We start from the raw sequence: 23,763 nt of genomic DNA, 5'->3' as shown, positions 1-23,763 counted from the left end.
ACACGGAAAGCTGATTTTCTCCATGTTTATTTTGAATGCTTGATTTATGAATGACAGTCGTAATGGCGTTTTGCCCTCGCAGTTATTCGAAACATGGTGCGAGGCGGCACAGGGTAGGGCACTAGCCTCTTTTGACTGTTTCGATACAGTGTTGTGGCGGGGTGTTAGCAGGCCGACGGATGTATTTTGTGAGCTTGTCACGCGCTCACCTTTCCTCGAAAGGAGAATGTCGGCGCAACATCGCATCGCTGCGGAAGCGCAGGCGCGGCGGCGGCGCTTCGAACATGGTCTGGTGCCTGAAGTCACGCTAGCGGAAATATACGAGGAACTCTTTCCGTCGGCGCGTTGGTCTGACCAAGCTTCGCAGTGCGTGGAGCTCGAATGCGCCATCGAATCGTCGATTTGCTTCGTTTCGCCACACACCGCTGCCTGCATGCACGAAGCACGTAGGCGCGGCATGCCCGTCGCGGTCGTAAGTGACACGTATATGAGCGAGACGCAGCTCAGGCGGTTGCTTGCGTTGGTTGATGCCGACCTTGCTTCGATGATCGACTTTATATTTTGTTCATCCGATTACAGGATCGCGAAATCACATGGACTATGGGATCGTGTGATAAAGCGACTAGGCGTGGCGCCGAATGCAATCTTACATGTTGGTGACAACGCGGTTGCCGATGTAAAGATTCCGGAGAAATTGGGCGTGGAATGCATTCATCTACGGCGATATCCGGATGAGGAGACAGTACTGGCTGATCGCCGCGACGCCGCAACGCGTTTGATGTTTACCGGCGTCGGAGAAACACGCGCTGTATGGACGTTGTTTGATAGTTTGTCTTTTCGTGAACCTTGTGGCAAGCATGGCTGGTATGAATCGCTGGGACGATCGTTGCTCGGTCCAGTGCTCTATGCATTTGCGAAAACATTGTGCGAAAAGGAAATACTGCCTGAATTTTCGAGAAGCTACGCATCAAATCAAACATACCATCACCGTATCTGTTTTGGATTTTTGATGCGTGACGCGCATTTGCTGCGAGAAGCCGCAGATATTGTCGCCCCGTCTGTTTTACATCCAACGCTGCATGTTAGCCGACAGTCAGCCTTTTCGGCATCGTTTGATAGTGACGAAGCAATAGTGCATTTCATGATGCTAACGTCGCGCGAATTCCGCATGAGCCTGCCGCAATGCGCCGCCTGTTTGCTCTTGAACGAAGAAGAGCAGGCGGCGCTTATCTGCGCATTTGAAACATCGCTGTCCATTACACAAGCCATAAAGACGTTTTTTACGCCGGCGTTGCGTGAGGCAATCAAGGCTCGCAGTGCTGCCTATCGCGGCCGGCTGATCCGGCATATCGTGAAGCAAACCGGCGTGCGCCCAGGAGATACGCTGTGCCTTGTCGATATCGGATATCACGGTACGATTCAATGGCTTTTGAGAGATATTCTTTTTAAAGAACTTGATGTCAAGGTGATTGGTCGGTACCTCATTTATCGCGACAATATACGCCTGATGGGCGAGGCGTCGGGGCTAATCGATGCTAGTTGGGTTGATCAGGGGTTGATCCGTGCGTTAACGCAACCGAGCATTTCTTATCTCGAAAATCTTTGTGCTGGCGAGGGGGCGTCCGTCGTCGACTACGGGGATGGTGGAGAGGCATTTTTTAAGGCTTCATCGGCACCGTTGCCACGTTGGATGGCCGAGTGCCAACGTGCTGCGTTGCTGTTTGTTGATCAAGCCAGCGTGGCGCGCCCTACTCAACTTCCGAAGCTTTCTCCGTCCCGCTTGCGCGAATGTGCCTTGACAAATCTGGGGGCAATGCTCTTTTTTCCTAGCGAAAAAGAGCTTTCCGAAGCGGCCAATATGCAGTGCGAGGTCAATCTGGGAGGGAGTGCAGCATACGAGATGTGCGACCACGCCAAGGGCTTGGCTGGCTTGCGACGGAGAGGGCTTCTTTATTTCAGTGGTGGTGGAGAGTTTCGTAGCAATCGTGCCTTCGAGTTGCGCTACGCCGGCATGGATCAGTTGGCGCTTTATATGATTTGCCTTCGGAATGGGCTGCGTATCACGGAACCTGCATTCTCATTTCGCCGTCAGGTATTACCTATCACATTTCGATTCGCAAAAACAACTGTGCACAGGGACGCAATCGCTCATGCGACTTACGATGGTTACTTCACAGCTGTATTTCCACTCGGAAACTGTCGTGTGGATGTAAAAATTGGCACGGTGGCGAAATGGTTGCAGCTTGAATCGATCACCAGTTTTCCTGCCGAGGCGTTCGGTCATTTATGCGAAGTCAATGGGCCGCAACGTCGCGTCGAACCTGATGATTACCAGTGCATCGGCGTAACCCGGCACGAAGAGGGCTTGATGGCATGCGAACGGGACGCGCTCATCCGTTTTTCTCCAATTCCAGATGGGAGTTCGGATTTCATCAGGCTCGTGTTCCGCACGATCGCAGGGCGGGATCTTGCCACCGTGCCGTTGCCGGGCGGCACTACAGGGTCCGATACCATCTCTCTACAGCTGTCCGCCCACTCTAATGACAGGGGTTTTGATGCGGATAACAGTGTCTATCCCACGGCCATCGGTTCGCGTGAAGCGCGAATGATTGATGAGAAGTTTGCCGCCGTTAAGACGGTAATGACGGGTTTGTATTACACGAATTCCTGAGTCAAGGATATAGCGATACAAGAAGGCGAGGGAAAGGATGGACGATGCGATCATGACGAAGCTGTACGGTTTTCACGGCAGTCGTGCCAACGACGTTTATAACGCTACCCGATTTCCGGAACGTCGATATCACGTAACCGGCGTTGACGGCTTCACTCGTACGCTCGCTGGCGAATTGGCCAGCGTTGATAACAGTGGGCCACGACCGTACGATACATACGACGGTTACGGTGCCCGCGCGAACCCATGGCACGACGAGCGGGATCAGCGTCGAGAAGCGCACCGGGTCCGCGGAGGAGGGGCACGTCAGCGTGCCAGTTCCTGTGAAGCCGCCATGGCGTCGCCCGTCCGCACGCCCGACAAACCTGCTGCCGTAACTGGGTCTGTTCCGTTAAGGAGGTCAATGCATCAGGAAATGCGAATGCCGAATGCCGATTTGGTCGCTGATGATGAGCCTTGTGCAACGCGCAGACTGCTGAGCCGCGGTCCCTCCAGACAAGCTGGTACGCATGCTTTCCGGCAAGCTGGCACGCATATCGAACCCGTCGCTCGTGTTCATCTCTCGAATTGCGAAGGCTTGGCAACGCAAAGTCGACCCGCGCAGACGTATCCATTACGCGTATTGCCGGGAAAAGCATCGACCGTTCCTAACGATACGCAGTCTTCATCACCGTGTACAGGCAACGCCCCAAGGGCGCGACAGAGAGGGATGCCTTCCGTAGCAGACACCCAGGGGCATGAGCGTGCCGAAACGACCTGTTACCGATTTGGGAGTGTCACCTTGTATATCACGGATAGCGTAGCGACATCTGGAAACGCAATTGGCAATCATGCGCGGGCAGCGCGCCACAGACGTTAGATGCAAAAGGGTATCTAGCAGCAAAGAATACTGCATTGATCTAAGGAGACTGTCTGAAACGCATTTTTAGAGGTGTCGCATGATGTGGCTTTTAACATCGCTTCTAGTAATTGTCGGGGTAGGTTCTATCGCGATATTTATTATTTCATGTCGCCATTTTGACGACTGACATGCTTCGAAGCGACTGGTCTGTTTTATTCACCTGATTTGATATTTTCTTCATCTACCTTATACCGATGTTTTTCCTATTTTTGACCGGAGCCATCATGGTGGCCTGCACTGTATTCGGAAACAAAAAAATGGCCTACGCAACATGGTTCTGCTTTCTTGTGATGTTTCTTGTTTTCTTCGACCATCATGTCACGAACGCGCTGGCACTTTCTTTCTGAAAATAAACGTCATGAAGCAATTTCTCCAATCAGGATTGGGTCCTTACGTAGACGAAATAGCGCTTTCTGCTGTTAGCTTGACGTTGGCAGCGGCGTTTTATTTTCAACTGGTACGTGACGAACTCCCATGTCCGCTTTGTTTGTTACAGCGTGCTGGTTTTTTGCTCGTTGGTGCCGGATTTCTCTTCAATATCCGCTTCGGATCTTCTCGACGGCATATCGGAATGGCGCTTATAGGATGCGTGGTAACCGGGCTGGTCGCGATACGTCAGGTATTTTTGCATATCCTACCGAATGCGACTGGATATGGTGATCGCTTATTTGGTTTGCATCTCTACACATGGACATTAATCGCAGCGGTCTGCGCTACTTTGTGCATTGCCTTAATGCTGATGCAACCAAAATGTCGGACGGTCGCGAAAACACGTAAGGCGAGGTCTATACGTAAATTTGTGGTCGGATTATTTGCTGTTGTGGTTGTGGCCAATCTTATGTCCACGCTACTGGAATGTGGCGTTCATCAATGTGCCGATAATCCGATCGCGTACCAATGGCCGCTCACGTTGTGAAAAGCACAGTAGACGTCTTTCAGCAAGCTGCGGATGTTGACTGCTGCAACGCGAGATTGTAAAACGCAATGGCCTGCAGCCTCAAATTCTGAACTTTTCCGAAAAGCGGACACAGTCAATGAATAATACGACAGGTTATCCGAAAATGCCGAAACTTTCTTCGACCGAGTTTGTCGGCATGCTGCGTGGAAACGAATCGGTGCAACCTGGAACGATCACATCGGGCACGATACCTTCCAACTCGGATAACCGATTTCTCCAAGAGATCACGGCCGCTCGCAATGTCGGTCGACACGATATCGCGTCGCATGGTGCGGTGACGCGTGGTAACTGGAAAACCGAAGGTTTATTGCGAGGGTTGATGTTATGTTCCAGCAGAGGAGCGCAGCATCGCACCGACATGAATAGCGACACCGCGTCCGGCTTCGGGACCGGCTTGGATAATGATATGTCTTGTCGCTGGCAGATGAAGAATGCGGGAGGTATCCGACCTGACGTAGCGACGATGATGACCGTGCCATTTGGGCCGGAGGCGGTATCATATAAATCAGAATTAGATGCCACGCCATCCCACAATGTCGCTATTTCGGTGTCTGAAGCGATATCTGATTCGTTGCGAGCCATCGATCTAAGCGAAAAAAGCAACCAAACGGGACGCACGAAACGCGCCGAGAAGCATTCTCTTTCCGGTATTTGTTCGCTACCCGACGAACAAATTGGAGATCCTTTGGTTCAGGCGCAAATACAAGATATATGGAACTTCCTAATTAGCCGAGAGCCCGCGACGCGAAACCTGCAGTACGACCACAATGAGTATGACCGTGTTCTGCTACTAAATTATGCTGTAGGCTATTTTTCGGAAAAACCAAAACGAGCTAAAGGGTTATTTCGACGCCTGGCACGACTATCTGGCGACTATGGAGGAGAAAAAGAAGACAAAGTATCCGAGAAGCAATACACAACCTATTTAGGGAAATGGTTCGCGACGCGTTTTTTAGGCATGACCCCTGCAAGTTACGTGGGGATGCTGCTTCAGAAAGAAGGCGCATCGATAGGTGCTGCGTCGAACGCCGCACAACATAACACGGTAGCGGCAATACGCCGTCATTTTGATCTCGCATTAGATTGCACATCATCTCAGAAATTTGGTTTGTCTACTCAAGCGCGTGCTTACTTACGTGAACGCGTGCTTCTCCATGCACTTCCCGGAATCTTTTGGCAACCGAGCGACGATGACTTGTTTGCAAGTATGCTGGTTGGAAGTTTGCCGTGGGGAGAAATTCAGGCTGGTGTAGGCTGGGCCATGGACCTTGGTATCGATACTTCCGAGTGGCAGGTCAATACGGCACGCGAGTTCGGGCAACTTTTATACGTATTGGTTCGGGAGTCGGCCGCACCCGCTTCTTGGTTCCAATACTTTGCCTTACCTGCGACTCTGGTAGGACTGAAAAAGCACGGTAACCAGACGTCGGCAACACTAACGGTTCAACGCGACGACCTGGGCGTGGTGACACATGAGGGTGGCAAGCTTGCCGAAGACTTTTTTCGCTACCAAGTCGCGTTCGAGTCAGCATATGAGCGTGATGACATGCTTGAGCAATATCACGTGGCGATAGATGGTTACCAGACGCGACCACAGTTGGCCGAATCATTACTGCGAAAGCGTTGTCCGGGTCTGAGCGACTTTGAGAAACAGGCACGAGGATATCTCACCGCGGAGCGTGCCTATTGTGTCGATCTCCCGAAAGACTGGCGTTGGCACGATCCGGCAGTCGGACGCTTCCGTGACCCACGCGTCGGTGGATTTTCGTTGCCGATCGTAAATGACGCATTTTTGGAGCAAAACAAGCGTATTGGCCGCCTGGCGGCCGACGCGCTTAGGATGGTATTTCCCTTTTTATTTGCGCAACTTTCGTTACAAGAACATACGTTCCTCGTCAGCGCCGATGTATACCCTGCATCAGCTTATTTCTCTGCCCGCGACGCCATCCGTCATACGGCAGTCGCTGGTAACCCGGCAGCGATACGCGGCTTAACAACGCACCTACCCGAGGCCGTTTCCTTGTTTATGGCACGCTATGATGGGGACGAACGAATTTATGCGTTGTTTAAGAACACCGATGCTGAAGTGGCCCAGGTGGCCCGGGTGGATAGAAACAGTACGTTCTATCATGAAAAATTGACCGAATTAACGGGCATGGTATTGTCCTTTGATCCAGACTATAAACTGTACATCAACCCTGTACGGAAGCTTCTCAAATCCCGCGATGAAGATATATCTATGCTTTATTCGCGCGCTGCCCAGGCGCATAGCGAAAAGCTTGAGAAAGCGTTATATCAATATGGCTATCAAGCGACACGGTCTGAACGGATCTGGGAATGGATTAAAGATCTGCTTCCTTTCTATCGATGTGCCACGGGAATTCCCAATTTTGACGAGCGCGTTGCAATCGCTTGCTTAACTGACGCGCTGACGCTGCTACCACCTGCAGGTCGCGCACTGGCGCTAAGCACGAGAATCGCTGAAATGATGACGTTTTCCGCACTCTCGTCCTGGCGCAGCGTCTTGGCAAAGGCTACGTTGCGCACCGCATTGATGGAGGCCGCCCGTACGTTGCCTTATTCCGCTCACGTTGCCCATGCGACAGTACTTAAGAACGCTGACTTCGCGCGCATTGCTGCCGACGCGGTACGCGCATTTGATCCAGGTGTGGAAGTTCTTGGAACACTTGGCATGACAGGTATCGGGCGTTTGCGCCGCATGATCGCCTGGTTGAGTGATCTCTATCCTGCAAGTCGCCATATCATCGAGAAAATGCCGCACTGGCGGTCTCGTATCGCCTCAGCGACGCATGCCGCTGAAAGTTCGTTGGCGTTGAACGTTCCAGTCGCGCCAGGTGCGCTTGTCAAAGGGCGACTTCCCGGAAGCGATACCTTGGTAGACCTTGTGAAAGTCGAGGAGAGATTCGGTCAAGGTGTTTATGTATGCGTCGCCAAATCTACAGGAGAACGCTATGGGAAAAGATATTACCTAGATAGCGACGGCAACTTAACCCCGGTAGGGGTGTCACTCGCGGTGCGTATGAAAATCGTACGTACGCAAGGCCTCGCAGGGAAAGGGGCGATCGATGCTGGCCGCCAAATGGCTAGGCGGACGAAACCCTGCGATGACGTTACGTCATCCCAAGCGACATTCATGCATTTATCACGGGATGAGCGTAAGCGTCCACCCAAGGCATCTTTCGTCGCGACATGAACGTGCTCATGCTGTCGGATTTTTCGACGGATGCAGACGATGGAAGGTAAGCAAGTGGTACCCGTGACGCCGCGCACTGCGCGACGCAGTTTCACCAAGGAATTCAAGCGAGAGCTTGTGCGCCAGTCCATGCTGCCGGAGGTTTCTCGTGCAGCTCTGGCCTTGGCCAACGGCGTCAACGCCAATCAACTGGCACGCTGGTGTCGCGAGCATCAGCGTGCCGATCACGTCACCTTCGTGCCCGTCGTCAGCGCCGCATCCACTGCTTCAGAATACGCTCGTGCTCCGCTAGCCACAGTTCCCCCGACTGAGCTCGAGTGGCTGCATGGCCAGACCAGGATCGTCATTCGGGGGAACGTCGAGGTCGAGATTCTGCGCACCTTCATCTCGCAAACCTTGGCATCAACCCGCACAGTATGATCGGCCTACCTCCCGGCACGCAAGTGTGGCTGGTTGCCGGCGTGACCGATATGCGGCGTGGCTTCGACGGTTTGGCCGCTGTCGTGCAAACCAAACTTGCCAACAACCCGTACGGCGGCCAGGTGTTCGTCTTCCGAGGTCGGCGCGGCGACCGAATCAAGGTACTCTGGTGGGATGGACAGGGTCTGTGTTTGCTCTGCAAGCGCCTCGAACACGGTTACTTCGTCTGGCCGCAGGCCGATTCCGGTAGCGTGCATTTGAGCGCTGCGCAGTTGTCCATGTTGCTTGAAGGCATCGACTGGCGCCGACCACAGCGCACCGCCACACCCCGTGCGGCGTAGTCGTAGCAGTTGTATACGGGGCCTGAAATGCGTAAACTGTCGCCATGGCCGAATCCCCTAACAGTGCGCTCCCCACCGAGGTCGTTGCGCTTCAGCGCATGGTCGCGGATCTGGCCGGCCAGGTGCGCAAACTCCAATCGAATCTGAGCGCACGCGAACTGCTCATCGAGCATTTACAGATTCAGATCGCGGCGCTTCGCCGCCAGATGTACGGCCGCAAGTCCGAGAAGCTGGAGACCGAGATCGGTCAGCTCGAGCTCAAGCTCGAGGAATTGCTGCTCGACAACGGGGAAGATCCGCCGCCCGCCACACCTGTCGAACAAGAACGTAAAAACCGCTCTCGCAAGCCGCTGCCGGAGGACCTGCCACGCGACACGCTCGAGCATCTGCCCTCAGGCGATGACTGCCCGGACTGTGGCGGTGCGCTCAAGCCAATCGGTGAGGATGTCGCCGAGCAGCTCGAGTACGTGCCCGGGAGCTGGCGTGTCATTCGACACGTGCGTCCCAAATTCAGTTGCGCATGCTGTCAGACACTCGTTCAAGCGAGCGCGCCGTCACGACCCATTGCCCGAGGGTTAGCCGGTCCCGGTTTGCTCGCACACGTCATGATCGGCAAATATGCCGATCACCGTGTGTTACGAACACAGCCTCCATAGCAGGAAGGAGAACTGTGGTGCTTTATTGAAGATGAGGGTGGGCCCCTCGGAGTCGGTTTGCAGGAGCAGGCTCCAAACCACCTCAAGCTGCTGGGGTAAAGAGCTCTGGTGGTGAGCGTTGAGGAAAAGGCGCAGCAATGACTGCGTCAGGTGCGGTACAGAGAGACGAATGAAAATGAACCGTCGATGTGGTGTCGAAACGTATATAGATGGCGTCGAAACCGGGCCTTGGTGGTTAGCCCGGGATGAAGGTCGAGGGAAGCCTGCCGACTGCTCGACCGGCGCCCGGCATGAAGGCGGCGTGACTCTGTATCAGGCTTCAGTAAGGAACGTAAGAACCTGTCGTCCCGATGTTAAGGGAGAAGTTCAAGTGGAAAGCCTCTGCGAGAACGAGAGTACCGATGCGGGGCACAGGGACGGAGATGCTCGTAGTAGGGTAGAAGGCTCTGTAATGGAGCTGGACCGAAGGGGCGTCGTCGTTCGGTCTCAGCATGGACACAACCTGCAAGGGGATGACGTTCATGTCTGAGGCAAAGTCGTTTGATATTACCAAGCGTGAAGTTTGGGACGCGTACAAGCGCGTCAAAGCGAATCGTGGCGCGGCCGGAGTTGACGGGGTCGGTATTATCGAGTTCGATCGAGATCTAAGCAGGAATCTTTACCGGATCTGGAATCGAATGGCCTCGGGCAGCTACTTCCCGTCACCGGTCAAGCGAGTTGACATTCCGAAGGGGGATGGCAAAACGCGACCGCTGGGTATTCCCACGGTTGCTGATCGGATTGCACAGATGGTCGTTCGGCGACGGCTTGAGCCGTTGCTGGAGCCGGTATTCCATAAGGATTCTTATGGCTATCGACCGGGGCGCTCGGCACACGATGCCTTGCGCGTTGCCAGAAGTCGTTGCTGGCAACGTCCCTGGGTGCTTGACCTTGATATCAAGGGGTTCTTCGATAACATCGATCACGCCCTATTGATGAAAGCTGTGCAGCGGCATACCGACTGCCGGTGGACTGCGCTGTATGTTAGGCGCTGGCTGAGCGCGGATGTGGTGATGCCGGACGGAACACGGCAAATGCGCGATAGGGGCACGCCGCAAGGGGGTGTTATTAGTCCCTTGTTGGCAAACCTCTTCCTGCATTACGCGTTCGACAAATGGATGGAGCGACATCATCCTACGGTGTCGTTTGAACGCTATGCGGATGACGTCATCTGCCATTGTGAAAGCGAAGCGGAGGCGCAGTCGTTATTGACTGATCTTAAAGCTCGTATGGCACAGTGTCAGTTGGAATTGCATCCAGAGAAAACTCAGGTCGTATATTGCGTCGATGCGAATCGGCGTGGTGACTTTGCTGTGAAGCGGTTCGACTTCCTTGGTTATACGTTTAAGCCAAGACAGGCGATGAATCGGCGAGGGGAGTTGTTCACAAGCTTCTCGCCGGCCGTGAGCGACAAAGCGGCGAAAGCTATGCGGCAGGAGATGCGTGATTGGGGCCTATCTCGCCTGAGCCGATATGATTTGGGGGAGCTGCTAGCGCGGCTTCGACCGAAGATTGTTGGTTGGGTACGGTATTACGGGCTCTTCCATCCGTCGACCTTGCAACGTTCCCTGAAGGCACTGGACTTCCATCTAGTGCGATGGGCGCGACGCAAGTACAAGAAGCTTCGCGGCCATATCTCGAGGGCCTGGGATTGGCTGTCTGATCTTCAACATCGCGCTCCGACGCTATGTCCGCATTGGGGCGCGGCAATACAAGCGACTGGACGATAGGAGCCGGATGAGTCGAGAGATTCACGTCCGGTTCTGGGAGAGCGCAGGGGTGAGATTCCCCTGCGCCACTCACCTGCCGCTGTACCGACAGTCGCACATCTATGCACGTGACGGACTGGACTTAGATCGCTCGACGCTGAGTGAATGGGTCGGCGGTGTCACACGACTGCTGCGCCCATTGGTAGAGGCGCTGCGCCGATATGTAATGGCGGGGCCGAGCGTGCACGCTGATGACACGCCCGTGCCGATGCTGGCACCGGGCAAAGGCAAGACTGTCACGGGTCGGCTGTGGGCGTATGTGCGTGACGAACGCCCAGCGGGCTCGGCAAATGCCGCCGCATTATGGATGGCGTTCACGCCCGATCGTCGCGGCGAACATCCGCAACGACATCTCGGCGAGTTCAACGGCATCATCCACGCCGACGGATTTGTGGGATATGACGCGCTGTACGGCGACGCGCGAACGCAGGCGGCCTGCTGGGCGCATGCCAGACGCAAATTCTACGAACTCACGAAGTCGCATCCGTCACCGGCGGCAGGCGAAGCGGTGCGCCGCATCGCGGCACTGTATGCAATTGAAGAGCAGATCAGGGGGGAGCCGCCGGACAAGCGTTTGCAAGTGCGAACCGAACACAGCAAGCCGCTGCTCGATAGTATGCGAGCGTGGTTGGACTCGCTGATCCCAACGCTATCGACCAAATCGGCGCTCGCCGGTGCGATCCAATACGCGCTAAACCGATGGAAGGCGTTGAACAGGTTCGTGCAGGATGGCCGGGGCGAGATCGACAATAACGCCGTCGAACGCGCGTTGCGCGCCGTGGCAACGGGGCGTTCATTGTGCACCTCCTTCTGAAACCTGGATAAACATTGGGATCTGGCCTTCGACATCGTTGCGACACGGGCGATACTTGCGCGCCAGTGCTGCGGTAACCGCTTCGCTGTGCAGATCGATCGTCCGAATCTGCCATGGGGCATCAGGCACGACCTGCTCGGCAGGCAGAATCCGATCGTTGATCAAACGCCGGATCATGTAGTGAGTGACACCAAGCTCCTTCGCTGCCTCAGACATCGTCAGCCAGTCGCCATCCTTATCTGCCGACTTGTAGGCGTGGATATCGCGGACATGCCGTACAGAGCTGACACGATGTGCGGTCCAGGTCTTGCCCTGTCCTGTGCGTATTCCCATGCGGTTCAGTGATGCAGCAATGTCCTCGTCGGACCATCGGGTTACCATGCTGCGAATAACCGCGAGCGCTTCGTCTGACGTACTGCAGCCATGCTCGCCAGTTCGCGGCCTGCGAATCCGTAGCCGGGAATGTTGACCGCCTTGCCAGTGGATCGTCAGAATGATTTCGCGTGTAGCCTCGTCGACGTCGGCAACGATATCGACGATGAGCGCGCGAACAAGCTGTTGACGTGTGCGCATGGCGACGCTCGGTGCATTCCACGCAGCATGAAGATCTTCGGCGAGCTTCGTAAAGTCAGGCAGGGGAGCCTGCGCCTTTGGTGCAGTCACCGTCTCCACGCGCGTCTGGCAGGCCTGTACACGACGTAATGCCGCTTCCCAGTTCTTCTCCAGCTGCGCGGCAATCAGGCGGTTCTCGGGATCACAGGCGGCGTAGCGCCGCTCAGCCAGCGTGGCCTCGTACTGGGCCTGCTGCAGTTCGAGTTCCACGATCTGTTGCTGCTCGTTCAGGGTATCCATGTGCATTTGCTCAGCCTGTTGTGCCGCTTCGATCGCCAATGGCTCCACGACGCGCAGAAGCTCCTTGCTGACAGTCGCATCGATACGGGAACCACCGAACCTCATACATCGCGCTGACGTGTCGAAGCGGTCACACCGGTACACGGCCTGCGGGATACGTCCAGCGTAGGCCACCGACAGGCGACGTCCACAGCGTGCGCAGGCAAGCAGGCCAGCGAGCAGCGCGCGGCCACCACGACCGGATTTTACGTCGCCCGCCTTGCCGTAAGCATTTGTCGCGAGCTTCTTCTGGTTGCGTTCAAACTCCGCCCAGTCGATGTAGCCTTCGTGGTGTTCCCGGAGCATGACGTCCCAGTTCTCAAACGGCTTGCGGTGCTTGTAGCTCTTGCGTGCCCGGCCTTCGACGATCGTCATCTGCTTGCCGCTCTTGCCATACGCGTAGACACCAGCATAGAACGGATTCTTGAGCACCGAAATCACGTTACGGTAGCGTATTGGAGTCCAGTCGACCCGCGTCAGCGTCCGGCCGTCAGAGGGGCGCGGGAAGTGGACCTGTTCAGCGTTCATCGACAGCAGAACCTGCCGCGCGCTGCCCAGTTGCCGGAAACGAGTAAAAATCAGGCGTATGACTTCCTGCAACCGTGCGTCTGGATCGAAACCCAGACCAACATCACGATGCCAGATATAGCCGACCGGCACGCTGATACGTAATTCACCACGGTGTGCCTTCTCTCGTTTGGCGTCGTGCATGCGCGTTCGAAGCACGTTGAGTTCGAATTCGCTGATGCTGCCCTTCATGCCAAGTAATAGCCGGTCATTTGCCCGGCAAGGATCGTACACACCGTCAAGGTCGATTACCCGCGCTTGAACGAGACCACAGAGCTCGAGCAGATGATGCCAGTCGCGTCCATTGCGGGCAAGGCGTGAGGCGTCCAGGCAAAGCACTGCGCCGACATCGCCTGCACACAATAACGCGACCAGACGATCAAAGCCCGGTCTCGCAACTGTGCCGCTCGCCGAGCGTCCCTGGTCGTCGTCGATGACTTCGACGTCGCGAAATCCATGTCGCTTTGCTTCCTGCACGAGGTCATACTGCCGGCGCCGGCTCTCGAGGTTCAGTTGGACCTGCGTTCGGCTGGACTGTCGGACATAAACTACCGCCTTGCGTTTAAGAAGATCTGCGGGCAAACGATCATCATTCGTCATCGTTACGCCCCTTCGCAGTCGGGATGCCCGCCGCCTGCATCAACAGGCATGCGAGATGCCTGAGCGTGTTTGCCCGTTGCACCGCGTTCATCCCCTGAAGCTCGACCGCGTCGAACATCAGGTTCATCTGGGGCGGCATCGACCGCGATAACTGTTGACCTGCTGGAACGACGTTTGGCAGATTGCCCATTGCGTTTCTCCCGGACGTTGGTGGAACCGTCCGGAGAGTTTCCCCGCAAATGCAGATCGACCAGCAATTGATGCAGATTATGCAGTGTCGCTACGGTAACTCTCGGTTCGCCGAGAACCATCGCTGAACAAATCGCGGCATCGAGCATCCATCCCGCGATCATCCTGATTACACCGGGGTCCGCCTCCACATGGACGACCTGACCTCCGCCGCGACGCTCGATGTCTTTAACCTTGACGCGACGCCCATACAGCGGATGCCAACGATAATGAATCTCGACTTCCTGCCCGATATGGGCAGAATGAACGGGAAATTGCGCTGGGCCGCAAGAATTATCTATTTGCTGGCTCGGAGTCAGGGGGCGAACGTGCGGCCGCCATGTACAGCCTAATCGGTACGGCCAAACTCAACGGGATCGAGCCAGAGACGTATCTGCGCGAAGTGCTAACGCGTATCGCTGATCACCCGGTGAATCAGATCGACGATCTGCTGCCGTGGAACATCGCTTCCAGCAAACTCCACGAGGCTTAAAAAGCTTATTGAAGTGCCCATTTATTTTTTAAATGGGCACTACCGGCATGCCGCCAATCGATACCCGGCCACATGAAATACGCGGCTGACAAGATGCCTTCGGTCGACGCTTACGGATGAGCTTGAACCTATATTTTTTCATTGCGACCTGGTCGGACTCGCATCGATGGCACAGGTCACCGCGCTGGGCCGAGAGGTTGCGTTCAGCACGTTTCAGCGAGCCTGGCCACATGAATTACAAATTCGGAAGCTGATCGAGGCCGTCAGTGCGGATGAGCCAGGCGCCATTCGATTCGCCGGCGAAGCAGGACTGACGATGGACAATATATTCATCCACGATCGAAGCTTGTTGTCGGAAGCAATGCACCATAAATTACACCAGAAGACGTACGAAGCGCTGTTGCAAATGACACAGCAGGTCAATGGTCAAATAATCAGATTGTCCGACGGAATGTCGCGTAAACTGGATGTGTTGGAAGCGGCCATCCAACTGGGAAATCCTGCAGCAGTCGCTGCAATCCTACGAGAGCCGCGATATCAGTTGCCAGCGGAAGATGGTGGTGGCGTATCTTACGTTGTCGCAGCTATACGCTGTGAAAAAATGCCTGTATTACGTGCTTTGGTACGCTCAGGCAGGGTGGATATCAATAAATCAGTATTTGGTTCAGTACCCTTGCGGCATGAAATGGTTCGGCCTGGAAATAGTCTGACGATGGTGCGCTATATGCTTTCTCTACCGCATATCGACTTGAATGCAGAAGGCGTGCTGAGTGGATTCGGGCCGGTTAGCGCTGAAAAATATCGAGAGGTAATGCGGGATCCACGAGCGCGGCTCAATGAAGTCCATGGCATCGCGACACAATACACCGCTTTGACTAGCGCTATAGAATGGGCCATGCATAGCGGGGATCGTCGAGTATTCAATCTTTTGATCGCTGATTCGAGAATTAATGTAAACGTCAAAGTACGTTCCGATCGGGGCGCTTATGAAACCGCTTGCGATGTAGCACGCCGCGATCACGCTGGATACGCTCGTGCACATCCAGGGTTCAAAAACGATATCGTCCTGGCCATTCAAGCGCATCCTTCATACCAATCAAGACGGAAATGCATTGTCTCTTAGCGTCACTTACGGTTCCTCCGGGAACGTGGCATGTCTGAAGGCGCTCATCGAATCTGGCCGTTTTGATGTTGACAGAATATATCGTGGGTAATCTGTATTACGCTGCGCCTTGTGTCGGCCCGGACCAAACCTGAAAGTGCTGCAATACCTTCTCTCGTTTCAGGATATCAATGTCCATACGGGCGATCTGCCGGAGGTACCTTATGGTGTTGACCCGGAGAAATACCGATTCTATTTGACTGATCTAAGGGTTGACATCAATCGCGTATGTGCGGTATCTGGTCATCCTTCGGAGCGAACCGCACTCAGCACCGAAATCAAATTTGCTTTCCTTTACAACGAGTATAGGATATTTGATATTATCGTCAGTGATGCACGGTTTGGCGTGAGAGGGCGTTGTGTAAGATTTGGCGACAGTTATCTTTCCGCCGAAGCAATGCTCAAGCAAATCAGCCTGTCTGCCTATTCGACTGAAATGCAGAAAATGATCGTGTAATTGTAGAAGAGCCTCGATGCACACCATGGTAATCACAAAAAAAAATAATTACTCGTCGATATTCTGACGATGATCAATTCGTCTAGAACATCAGTACACGCTCTAGACGAATTGATAATGTTAAAACTGTAGTGACTTTTGCTCCGCTTCAAGAAGCGCCGTGATGGTGGAACTCATCACCCGGACAAGATCATCAAACGTCGTGTTCATTTTTGAAAATTTTTCAGCGATACTCTGAGATAGATTTTGTACATTGTCTTTTTGGCTGGAGAAACCGGAATACCAAGCGTTGTATTGCGTGACGCTGATATCGCCATCAGAGTAATTCGCAAGTGAGTCGTGCATACCTTGAAGGTTCGTAAGGTCAAGTGTCAACGTAGTGGTGCCATCCGGGTTCGAAGTAGCCTTGAAGTTCCCTTTCAGCTCGCTCGACCAATCAGAGGATGACAAGACTGCCGTCCCGGGCAGCGTGATCGACCAGCCGGATAGTGTGTTCAATTTTGCCTGAATGTCGTCGCGCAACTCGTTTGCTTTGAATGTTACCTTCGATCCATCATCTGAGGCGGTAACATAGCTCGAAAGATCAGACATCACATCGGTGACTGCCTGAGTGTAGTTCATGTATTCGCTGACGAGCTGTCCATATGGGTCGATAATTGCTTCTTTTGCTTCACTGATCGATGTCTTCAACCCGCCATATTGAGCGACATCCGATTTTTGAAGCTCGTCCATACGTGCCATCGCTTGATCTACAGCGCTCTCTCCAGAAACGAGCGATTGGATTGTGTATTGTGTGACGTTCTTCATCCAATCGGTGTTGTAGTTGCTCCAAATCCAAGCTCCCGCGTCCCCATGAGGCGCTATTTTAACTTTAGTCAGATTGTCAGAGTCACACGATTCAGATTCACCATTGTTATGCCAAGTAGTAAAGAATGTCTTGCAGTGCTCTATCATTGACGTGAATCCATCTGCCGGCGTTACAAAATAACCGCCTGCTGGATCTGCTTTTATAATATAAAAATTAGCCTCATTAGGTGGAATGACGCTGACATGCGCTGGCATATTAGCATAGGATGCTTCCATCTCTTTAAACGCGGCATAGGCGACATCGTAAGTAGGTCCGTCTTTTCCTCCCCGCTGCGATTTCGTCGCGGTAGCCGACCAAAGCGTTGTCGCTGCGTCATAATCTTGTTTCTGACGATCGCAAAATGCTTGATCATCCATAAAATCTTGAATGACACCGGCATTGAAGCGATAGACTTGATATTGCCCCTTGTTAGGCAAATCTATATTGCTGACAGACATTGCATTTCCCAGCGCCAGCATGGCGTAAGACGGATCGATTCCCGAGTTGAGGACAAAAGTTTGCGAGCCGTATTCATCCATAAATGTTTTGGCCTTCGTCTCACAATCCGAAGGGTCGGTCGCGTAATTCTGCTTTATATAGTCTGTCAGCGATTTGTATTCGGTAGCGTAGGTAGCGTAATAAGCTTTGAGTTCATCGAGAGAATTAATCGTAATGGCATCCACAGCGGCTGGGGTGCTTGTATCCGGATCATCTGATGAACTGACTTTTGATGAAGTCTCTGTAGATTTCGTGGACTGTGCCGAAGATGTATCCGTCACGGCTAGCACTGCTGAAGTGGACCTGCACAAAGGGTGTGCTGTGTTGTCTGTCGACGATAATCCAGCTTGCTTGAGGAGCGCGTTGAGCCGCGTTACAGCTTGCGTCTGAAGCGTATGATGCGCTTGTAAGGCAAGCGAAACATTGGCGGTTTCACCACCTCCAACTGCCGATAGCACACGGTTCATGCGACCGCGCGCGACGGACAATTGTTCGTTTCCAGTGTCTGTGATAAGCGCGGGCGGCATGCCGTACAAGCCGCTGCGTTGCATGCCTTTGACGATACGGGATACCATTTTTCCTGGAAGTGCTGTTGAATCGAATGCAACCCCGTTATGTGATGCAGTTTCGTATGATGGAGATGTGTTCGTATAGGTCGGTCTAGAAGCCGCCGCCTCCCGAGTTGCTGGATTGCGGAATAGAAGAAGGTCGCTGTCAAGTTTCATTGTATATGCGTATCGTGTTGTGTTAAGGAACCACTTTTATAGACGATACGCATTGACACTAGCGCTCAAAATTCGTTCGTTACGCCAGCGTCGATGGGTTTAAACTGGCCTCTTTACTGGTTGTGCTCAGCAAATTTTGCACATATCCCACATCCTACGGCTGGTGTGCGCCTCCATCTCATCCAGCATATATTGAAGTACCGTGTCGGAGAGTGTTCGGCCCAGGGCAGATGCCATCAAAACAGCAAATTCTTCCGATGTGACGGTCGTGTTGCCAACGCAAACCTTCTGATCAAATCTTACTCTTTCGCTCGTGATAACATTGAAATTTTCAACAAAAGCTGTTCGCAATGCTAAATAGATTGCACTGGTAAGAGGCGTGCTTTTCGTCCAGGCTGAAGGCCCATCTCTGACACTATATTGCGCATTGATATTTGCACAGACACCAGATTTGGTTTCTCCTGACGTATTCGACACATTAAGAATTTCCTCTTGAGTCGTAATACCTGAATCACCACCGCGCGCGCAGGCGATATGTATATTGGTCTGCCGCCAGGACGCGGAGCGAGAGGGAAGCGCGTTGTCGACAGGCATCATGCCGGATTTCCTTGTGCTATCCGGCGCCTAGCAATCTGATCGGATAATTGAAAATCTACGAAAAGACCAATGTTATCTGGGTCCTCCCAACCGCTGCGTTCGGCGAAGTAAGCCATGAACTCCTGCGGTGTACGCCAGACGTTGTCATCGCACTGAATTGCCTTCGTAACATCGACACGTGGTGATGTGACCAGTACGTAAAAGTCGGATGTTTCTCCACTGCGAAGAGCGGTCACTAGCGCTTTTGTGAGCGGGGTATGTGCTGCGTAGAGTGCAGGGTCGGCGTCCATCGGCGCATTGACATCAACCCGTGGATCTTCGATGTATAGCGAGAACCTACGCGGATTCTTGGGGAATTCAGCTTTAAAAATGTATTGCGCTTCGAGATTGATATCCGGTCGAGAAAGCAGATATTCCATGACAGGGAGATCGTTGCTGTCGTGGTTGAACAACTGTTCGGACAGCGCCGTGCGACCGTTTCGTACGTCGTTGACGTCAACCCTTCCGGAGTCCAGTAAGCGTCGTACGATATCGAGATGGTTGGCCTCTGCTGCAATTACCAGAAAGCCTGGTCCGTTTTCGCCTTGCTCCGGCAAGACATAACTTCGATAACTGAGAAGGGCACTTACAGCGTTTGCATTACCGGCACGGATCGCAGCTTCAAGGGCTGTTTGCCTGTTATCCCGATTTTGTGCGCCAGCAACCGGAAGGATGTCCCCGTTGAGCGTTCCGATCAAATCGAAGAGCTGTGTGTAAGTCGACTCATCCAGGCGGTGGTTAATCGCTGTTGCCAGGATGGACGATCCGTCGATTTTCACTCCCATCGTGGCAAGAAATCGAAGGTCGTCGACCCGATTTGCCAATGCGGCTTGTGATGCAACGGATTCCTGACGTGATCCCCATTCTCGGCGAAAGACGCCAGAGACCGTGTCTCGTAGAAGCGGATGCGTATTGTATAGATTTTTCAAATCTTGAAGCTCACCGCCGGCTACGATCATGTCCAGCATTTCCTGGGGCAGGTCTATGAGTTCGGGCTTAGGCCGCAATGGCCGAGCAACATTCAAAGCATGCGGGGCATCAGCGTCGACGATTGGCGGCAATTCGCGAGCGCCAGGTCTGTCAGGCGCGTCCCGGGCTTCGTCAGGCACCTGCTGCGCATCCGCTGCATGGCCTGCACCATGGTTGGCAGCGTCGGCTTGCTGGCCCAGAAGACGATCCTCCCGCGCCATTTTACGGGCCGCGTCCGGCCCGCCACGTCCGCTCAAACCATGCAGGGTGAGATCGTGCAGGCGCTGACGTACCGTTCGAGGAACCAGAGCTAACGTTCCACCCGCGTCAAGATAATATTTGCGGCCAAAGCGCTCGCCTGTACTTGGATTCACGCGGACAAATATATCCTGCATTACTCCGTCCAACATTCGCTGATCGATTTTCTCTACATCGACGTCGATATCGCCTTTTGGCACATGAAGGCGTGCTTTTCGACTTGAGAGTAACGGTTTGTCGAGCAAGTCCGACCGATGCATCAAAGCATTCGCGATCGGGCGTACGACTGGATAGACATCCCCCATTTTGTCGAAGAGTCGGGCTGCTTGACGCATGGAGGCTGAGCCCGCACTGTGTAATAAAGCTGCGCCGGGGTCCAGCGTGCGTAAGGCGGTCACGCCCAAGGTTGCGAAGGAATTGGATGTCAACGTTTTTGCACCGGCAAGTCCTGCTTGCTTGAATATCATCCCGGCAGTCTTGGCAAGTACGCCGCGCACCGCGCCACGCGCGGAGGCTTGGCGTAGGGCGGATAAGGTCGCTCGGCTGATCGCACTGCCGAAACGCTCCGTCATCGATGCCGCTTGTCCCACAAGCGGTATGAGTGAGAGTGTATCCGTCACGCAAGATAGGACTGCAGTCCGATCTCCTTGCGCCACGCCCATGCCGCAGTCATAGAATGGCAGCATGCTCCAAAGCATCTTTTTCGCCTTCTCGATTGGCGTTTCCTCAAACCCCTGAATGTGTAATGCATTGCGAAAAGCGTCTTCGTTTCTCTTACGAATAACATCGTATAAAACCGAGTTTGCTTCGTTCGTGTGCTTGAGCGGCTCCCCAAAAGGATTTATTTCGAGACGATAATCCTTGTCGCGACCCATATCCTCGCCGAAACGATCTAGGTATGTCCAGTAATAGAAATGTTCGTTGCGGTCTATCCGTTCCACGGTATAACCGAAGCTCCCCGCCTGATCTCCATCTGCTGCATCAGCTTTTCCGTTCTTCCGTGACATGGCGTAAATGCGCTCTTCTCCATTTTTGTTTGCGACAAACAGCGCGATATCGGTTGGAAAGCGTCGGATCAGCGCTTCCACAGCAAGCCGGTTACTTCCTGCCAAAGTGCCCCGTATCGTATGCGCCGCGCTAAAAGAAGCGTGAACTTGTCGTACTTCTGCGCTCGATAAAAAGCGTTGTTCGTTTTCGCCGAGGGCTTCAAATGCCAGCGGTAGCATCAGGTTATCAATTTCCCCGGCAGCCGCTGCGATTCGCCTGTTTTGCTCCGCGAAAGCGTCAGCGATGGGGGGAAGCGGAATCTCTTTGCGATCAGGGTGCGTGAACGGGGCACCTTTGGGAACGATCAGGCAATCATGTTCGTCGGCGTGAAGGTATAACGATACATATTCTTCAGGATGTGCCAGCCCTGGGCATTTCTGCTCTAGGATGGCTTGTGCAAGTTGCGGTCGAGTAAGATAACCGTCCATTTCCTTGGTAAAGCGGGCAAATGGGTTGCTGCGTTCGAATTCGGCTAATATGGCAGCCTGGAAATCAGCGAGTGCTTGCGCCAATACCTCCTCTTTTCCATTTGAGTTGGCTTCGGTAGACGAATTTTCTCTGTTGCGGATTGCATATAGCTGCGCGGGGAATGCAAAGTAGCCGACCCATCCGGCCGGGGCACCGCCTTCCTGAATGAGAGCATTTAACGCTTCTCCCACCGCGCGTGCCTGTGCCGTTTCCCAGCTCGACGTCTGCAGTCCATTGTCCGCAGCAAAGCGCAACCCTGCTTGAATGAAACCCCACTCGACCGTTCCAACTTCCATCCGATCGAATTCATCCCGGTCCGCGGGTATCCACATCAGTCCCGGCAGCATTTGATCAAGGACATGCGCGTGAAGATACCGCTGTGACGTTGCATCCAGCGCCGACAAAAACGGTGTCATCTGACGCATCTTATCGATCAGACGATGACGTATGTTTTCAACATAAGGTAGAGAAGGGCGTTCCGAGGTTCTGCTGGATAACAGGTTTGCAACAAACGCTTCCGGCGTGGTGCCGAAGCAGCGTTGCGCCAGCCATGTGTCGACGATCGCATGCTGTTGCTGCATCGTGAGCGGCTCTGTACGGCGGCCGCCGTAATCATGAGATACTCGGCAAAGATGATGGGCTACGATGCCAAGGTTCTCTGGATGCTGCAGTATATAGGAGACCATGTCGTTGATTAGCGAAGCATGATCGCCGTTGGGGCGATCGCCGCTGCTGATGTGATTGCGATGCATCAACGTGCGCATGCTCGCCATCTGCCGTTCAGACAATGCGTGCGAGTGGTGATGACGTCCTGTTGCTTGTTCCTCGTTTTCTTCATCTTCTGCGCGTATTGACTTTTCCCGTCGCGCCACGGTACCGATGTCAGCCAAAAGCAAGGTGTTATTGGTACGTTCGCTGAACGCAAATGCGTTATCAGCTGATGCAGCTAACAAGGGATAAGCAATCGACGCGTTAGACGAAATACTGTTTTCAGCTATCGCGGTGGAATGAGTTGCCTGTGGGACGTTTCCAGACGAAAAAAGAAGTCCCCTCATTAAAAGCTGTGACTTCCAGCTAGCACTAGGGCCTGAGACTTTGCTCTCGTCTGATCCCTCAGATGTTTTATGTAACGCAACTGAATTATTTAGCGTTCTCTCTATCCAGTGTGGAATGCCATCCCTTTGGTGACGCAGTAACGGACCGACTGGCGTTGTCGAATCGGCCTCACTACCAGTCGTATTATTGTTCGAGAGAAGCATATCAAGAAAAGCGGAACGGTCAAACGCAGGAATCGTTTCGAATTCGGTTAAATTTTTCATACTATATATCTCCAAACAAGAAATGCATTACTGATATATCTCTGCGATCAGAAAATAGAAAAATCGCAGTGCTATCCTACATAACATTGCTTTTTTCGATAGTCCGCCTGACATTAATTATGCTAAACATTATCGCTTTCTTAATCGATAGGCGTTACATAATATGGACATGCATTGCAAGGAGATTTTAATTTCAATTAACGTATTATTTCTTGGTTTAAGTAAAAGAGATTTATTGCGTGATTTAAAAATATCGAGAAAATTCACGGGAAATTTTAAATATCAATTTAATACGAGAATAGGAGGTTTTATATTTACTATATTAAATTATTAGAAGAAATCAGGATTTAAAGTATTACATATAATGCATGCGTTAAAAATTAATTTTGCTAAGATAGTGTCAGAGCCAAATATGTTGCTCCGGTAATAGGTAGCAGAATTTATCGTGACTCGGTGATTCGATAGCAGCGGCGCGAAGCAGTGGGAAGTCTCCCAATTTTAGATGCGGTGTCATTGCAATTCTCATTACGTTTCGTTTATACGCTTCAGATATCATGCTTGAAAAATAATTCATAAGCCGCTGCTCTGTATATAAAGAAGCGATCATAGGAATATAAGTAGTAAACACTATCAAAATATTGATTTATTATAACTTTTATATTGCAAACATCTAAGCCTAATATTTTATCTATGAGATTTGCAGTGATATATATTAGGTATAGTAGATCATCTAATGACGCGAGGGAGGTATTTCTAATCTTCTCTTATATACGCTATCCGTGATAGCGATGTGAGATGCGAGAGTTGATGTCAGA

The 23,763-nt window shown here is 52.9% G+C and carries 15 protein-coding genes and 2 pseudogenes; 12 read left to right on the top strand and 5 right to left on the bottom strand.

Going from position 1 to position 23,763, the window contains the following annotated elements; translation table 11 throughout:
- Positions 1-46: 46 nt before the first annotated feature.
- The 9 genes and pseudogenes from SJQ66_RS22340 to tnpC all read left to right on the top strand — a co-directional run.
- Positions 47-2,671, top strand: a complete 2,625-nt coding sequence (locus tag SJQ66_RS22340; protein WP_320534565.1) for an HAD family hydrolase — start codon at positions 47-49, stop codon at positions 2,669-2,671.
- A 1,095-nt stretch (positions 2,672-3,766) separates the two neighbouring features.
- On the top strand, positions 3,767-3,919 hold the full coding sequence (locus tag SJQ66_RS29780) for a DUF5993 family protein (RefSeq protein ID WP_096335541.1): 153 nt from the start codon (positions 3,767-3,769) through the stop codon (positions 3,917-3,919).
- An 11-nt stretch (positions 3,920-3,930) separates the two neighbouring features.
- Positions 3,931-4,488, top strand: coding sequence for a disulfide bond formation protein B (locus SJQ66_RS22335; RefSeq protein ID WP_051504331.1), 558 nt, complete (start codon positions 3,931-3,933; stop codon positions 4,486-4,488).
- 118 nt (positions 4,489-4,606) lie between these two features.
- On the top strand, positions 4,607-7,744 hold the full coding sequence (locus tag SJQ66_RS22330; protein WP_320534564.1) for a hypothetical protein: 3,138 nt from the start codon (positions 4,607-4,609) through the stop codon (positions 7,742-7,744).
- Between the two features lie 39 nt (positions 7,745-7,783).
- Complete coding sequence (locus tag SJQ66_RS22325; RefSeq protein WP_320534119.1) at positions 7,784-8,164, top strand: transposase; 381 nt, start codon at positions 7,784-7,786, stop codon at positions 8,162-8,164.
- Positions 8,161-8,505: an IS66 family insertion sequence element accessory protein TnpB gene (gene tnpB, locus SJQ66_RS22320; RefSeq protein WP_046154715.1), complete on the top strand. Its 345-nt coding sequence runs from the start codon at positions 8,161-8,163 to the stop codon at positions 8,503-8,505. Before SJQ66_RS22325 ends, tnpB begins: the two co-directional genes overlap by 4 nt.
- A gap of 44 nt (positions 8,506-8,549) precedes the next feature.
- Positions 8,550-9,161, top strand: a complete 612-nt coding sequence (locus SJQ66_RS22315; protein WP_320534563.1) for an IS66 family transposase zinc-finger binding domain-containing protein — start codon at positions 8,550-8,552, stop codon at positions 9,159-9,161.
- Between the two features lie 521 nt (positions 9,162-9,682).
- Positions 9,683-10,930 (top strand): group II intron reverse transcriptase/maturase, encoded by a 1,248-nt coding sequence (ltrA, locus tag SJQ66_RS22310; protein ID WP_320534562.1) that lies wholly within the window; start codon positions 9,683-9,685, stop codon positions 10,928-10,930.
- 70 nt (positions 10,931-11,000) lie between these two features.
- Positions 11,001-11,762: pseudogene (tnpC, locus tag SJQ66_RS22305) on the top strand (IS66 family transposase); the annotation flags it as partial.
- On the opposite strand, the gene SJQ66_RS22300 reads toward tnpC, so the two are convergent.
- A complete protein-coding gene (locus tag SJQ66_RS22300; protein ID WP_320533729.1) occupies positions 11,763-13,841 on the bottom strand; it encodes a recombinase family protein in 2,079 nt (692 codons plus the stop codon).
- The gene (locus tag SJQ66_RS22295) at positions 13,831-14,031 is read right to left on the bottom strand and encodes a hypothetical protein (RefSeq protein ID WP_320533730.1); all 201 of its coding nucleotides are present in this window, start codon (positions 14,029-14,031) and stop codon (positions 13,831-13,833) included. The genes SJQ66_RS22300 and SJQ66_RS22295 overlap by 11 nt, the downstream gene beginning before the upstream one ends.
- 306 nt (positions 14,032-14,337) lie before the next feature.
- Between SJQ66_RS22295 and SJQ66_RS22290 the strand changes: the two are divergent.
- From SJQ66_RS22290 to SJQ66_RS22280, 3 genes and pseudogenes are all read left to right on the top strand, one after another.
- Positions 14,338-14,562, top strand: a pseudogene (locus tag SJQ66_RS22290) (transposase domain-containing protein); the annotation flags it as partial.
- Between the two features lie 166 nt (positions 14,563-14,728).
- Positions 14,729-15,685 carry a hypothetical protein gene (locus SJQ66_RS22285; RefSeq protein ID WP_320534561.1) on the top strand — a complete coding sequence of 319 codons (957 nt, stop codon included), beginning with the start codon at positions 14,729-14,731 and terminating at the stop codon, positions 15,683-15,685.
- Between the two features lie 136 nt (positions 15,686-15,821).
- Positions 15,822-16,181 (top strand): hypothetical protein, encoded by a 360-nt coding sequence (locus SJQ66_RS22280; protein ID WP_024902837.1) that lies wholly within the window; start codon positions 15,822-15,824, stop codon positions 16,179-16,181.
- 120 nt (positions 16,182-16,301) lie between these two features.
- Here the strand turns inward: SJQ66_RS22280 and SJQ66_RS22275 are convergent, their stop codons facing one another.
- The 3 genes from SJQ66_RS22275 to SJQ66_RS22265 all read right to left on the bottom strand — a co-directional run bounded on the left by SJQ66_RS22275 (position 16,302) and on the right by SJQ66_RS22265 (position 22,948).
- Complete coding sequence (locus SJQ66_RS22275) at positions 16,302-18,251, bottom strand: IpaD/SipD/SspD family type III secretion system needle tip protein (RefSeq protein ID WP_320534560.1); 1,950 nt, start codon at positions 18,249-18,251, stop codon at positions 16,302-16,304.
- A gap of 126 nt (positions 18,252-18,377) precedes the next feature.
- Positions 18,378-18,848: a hypothetical protein gene (locus SJQ66_RS22270; RefSeq protein WP_157684966.1), complete on the bottom strand. Its 471-nt coding sequence runs from the start codon at positions 18,846-18,848 to the stop codon at positions 18,378-18,380.
- Entirely contained in the window at positions 18,845-22,948 is a 4,104-nt protein-coding gene (locus SJQ66_RS22265) for an ankyrin repeat domain-containing protein (RefSeq protein WP_320534559.1), read from the bottom strand. Before SJQ66_RS22265 ends, SJQ66_RS22270 begins: the two co-directional genes overlap by 4 nt.
- Positions 22,949-23,763: the final 815 nt, after the last annotated feature.

The organism is Robbsia andropogonis (genome assembly GCF_034047095.1).
GTDB classification, from domain to species: Bacteria; Pseudomonadota; Gammaproteobacteria; order Burkholderiales; family Burkholderiaceae; genus Robbsia; species Robbsia andropogonis.
Note: the sequence above shows the minus strand (reverse complement) of the source record. Positions and strands in the feature narration are given on the sequence as shown.